This window comes from Stieleria sp. (assembly GCF_041595215.1).
GTDB lineage: Bacteria > Planctomycetota > Planctomycetia > Pirellulales > Pirellulaceae > Stieleria > Stieleria magnilauensis.
Window position 1 is genome coordinate 1 of the sequence record NZ_JBFHKV010001146.1, and the last position, 2,593, is coordinate 2,593.

3 protein-coding genes are annotated in these 2,593 nt (G+C 60.0%); all 3 read left to right on the forward strand.

Annotated features, from left to right (window positions below; all coding sequences use genetic code 11):
• The coding region (locus ABX749_RS29025; RefSeq protein ID WP_372899113.1) for a hypothetical protein at positions 1-187 on the forward strand (187 nt) is incomplete at its 5' end.
• Positions 188-747: 560 nt separating this feature from the next.
• Positions 748-1,884, forward strand: coding sequence for a (E)-4-hydroxy-3-methylbut-2-enyl-diphosphate synthase (gene ispG / locus ABX749_RS29030; protein ID WP_372899114.1), 1,137 nt, complete (start codon positions 748-750; stop codon positions 1,882-1,884).
• A partial coding sequence (locus ABX749_RS29035) for a 5'/3'-nucleotidase SurE (protein WP_372899115.1) occupies positions 1,878-2,593 on the forward strand: 716 nt, incomplete at its 3' end. The genes ispG and ABX749_RS29035, both read left to right, overlap by 7 nt.

Genomic DNA, 2,593 nt, shown 5'->3' on the forward strand with positions numbered 1-2,593 from the left:
GCAAATTGCCTTCGGTCCCGAACACCGGCGCTGCTCCGGCGTGCTGATTCTGAATTCGGGCGTCGATTTGTCCGATGGAGTGAAAATCGAGAACGAGCAGGGGGCAAAACGATGCGGGGCAAGACGATTACTATCTGGAATTGTTTTGCCACTCATTCCCGAATCGGCCGCTGGAAAAAGGCAATAAGATTTCGGAGGTAAGAAAATGAATTCCGGCTGCGATCCTTGATCGTCGGCAATTTCCTTACCTCCAAAATTTTCCTACCCCCACTTCTTCGTCGTCCGAAGCAACGAAACAACTCTCTCAAACTCGCGGAGGCTGGACCAACCGCCTGGAGTGACGCGTCTCGCCAATTGCGTTCGGTGCTGGACACGGCGTCCCCATCACACCAAGCCGTCACCGTTCTCGTCGATGTCATGCCGGTCGGTGTGGGCGGCAGATGTGGGCAGCGGTGGCCGGGCGGAATACAATCAGCAGCTTGGCCAGACGGGCGCCGTGAGGTCCATCGGTTGGCAGCCGCTTGAATTGCGCCGATTGGATTGCGCCAATTGGATTGCACTGCTCGCCTGGATTGCACTGCTCGCCGGTTCCCGTCTCGGTACCCCTGGGCGTACAATCTCCAAGACCGAATCACCGACAGGCGAGGCCGGTTGCTGCCCACCTGCGACGGCGGTTTGTCTGCCGGCGGGCCATTCGGAAGGCGCAGGCGGAACGCCCCGCCCCCCATTCACCCCCACACAGTTTCTATGGCAATTCAGCGAAATCAAACTCGGGCGGTCGCGATCGGCAATGTCGTCGTCGGCGACGGCCATCCGATCGCGGTGCAGAGCATGACCGCGACCAAGACCCAAGACATCGACGCCACCGTTGCCCAGGCGGAAGCCTATCGCGAGGCGGGTGCGGGCGTGGTCCGGATTGCGGTCGACAGCGACAAAGATGCCGCCGCACTGGCCGAGATTCGAAAGCAAACCACGGCCAACCTGGCCGTCGACTTGCAAGAGAATTTTCGGCTGGCGGAAAAGGTCGCGCCGTACGTCGACAAGATTCGCTACAACCCCGGTCACCTTTATCACCATCAGCGCGACAAGCCCTGGCAAGACAAGGTGCGGTTCATCATCGAACAAGCCCAAGAACACGACTGCGCGATCCGAATCGGAGTCAATTGCGGCAGCGTCGATCCCGACAAAAAAGCCAAGTATGATCCATCGGACTCGATCACGCCGATGCTCGAAAGCGCCTTGGAGCACTGTGACTTCGTCGACTCGCTGGGCTTTCACCGTTACGTCGTCTCGCTCAAAGATAGCGATCCGCAACAGGTCATCGAAGGCAATCGACGTTTCGCCCAACAACGGCCCGAGATCCCGTTGCACCTGGGCGTCACCGAAGCCGGGATGCCGCCGGAGGGAATCATCAAGACGCGGATCGCATTCGAACAGTTGATCGGCCAGGGCATCGGGGACACCGTGCGAGTCTCATTGACGCTTCCCAACGATCGCAAACCCGAAGAGATCGCGGCGGGGCGTGAGATCATCGAAGACATCTATGCCGGACGTGTCCGAACGGTGGTCAAGCTGAATGAAAAAGCGTTGAACATCATCAGTTGTCCGAGCTGCTCGCGCGTGGAGAACGAAGCGTTTATCGATCTAGCCCAAAGCGTCAAGGAAATGACCGAGTACGCCAAGGACCACGACATCACGATCGCGGTGATGGGCTGCCGCGTGAACGGCCCCGGCGAAACCGACGATGCCGACCTCGGGTTGTGGTGCGGCCCGGCCAAGGTGAATCTGAAACGTGGCACCGAAGCCTTGGGTGCATTCGGGTACGACGAGATCCTGCCGCGGCTGCGCCAGGAACTGGACGCCATCATCGCGACGAAATGCTGAAGATTTTACTGACCAACGATGACGGCATCGATGCGCCGGGAATCCATGCCCTGTATGACAGCGTCCGTCATGCGATCCAGGTGCATCGCCCCGGCGAAGACGTCGAAATCGTTGCCGTTGCGCCGGACCGCTGCCGCAGCGAGTGCGGACACAGCATCGTGACCACGCATCCGCTGACGGTCACGACGGTTCGCGAGAACTGGCACAGCGTCAACGGGACACCCGTCGATTGCATCCGCGTGGCCCACTACGCGATGGATTTCCAACCCGACATCGTGTTTTCGGGAATCAATGCCGGAGCGAATCTGGGTGTGAACTTGATGATCAGCGGTACCTTCGCCGCAGCCCGTGAAGCGAGTCTGTTGGGGATTCCGGCACTGGCGGCGTCGCACTATCGGCGACCCGATGTGCCGCGGACCTGGGACCACACACCGACTTGGCTCGAGCCGACGATCGGTGACTTTTTTCGTGCGGCGATCGGCGCCCCGGCCGGTGGCAATCCGCCACCGCTGTGGAACGTGAATCTGCCCGCCGTGGCTCCAGACGCCGACCTTCGACCTGACATCATCGAATGCGAAGTCGATCGTTGCCCTATCGATCGAACGGGAACGATCGAACCGGGGGGACGTGTTCGATTCGAGTTGGATTTTCATGCCAGGCCGCGAGAACAAGGACGTGACGTCCAGCATTGTTTCGACGGCCGAATCAC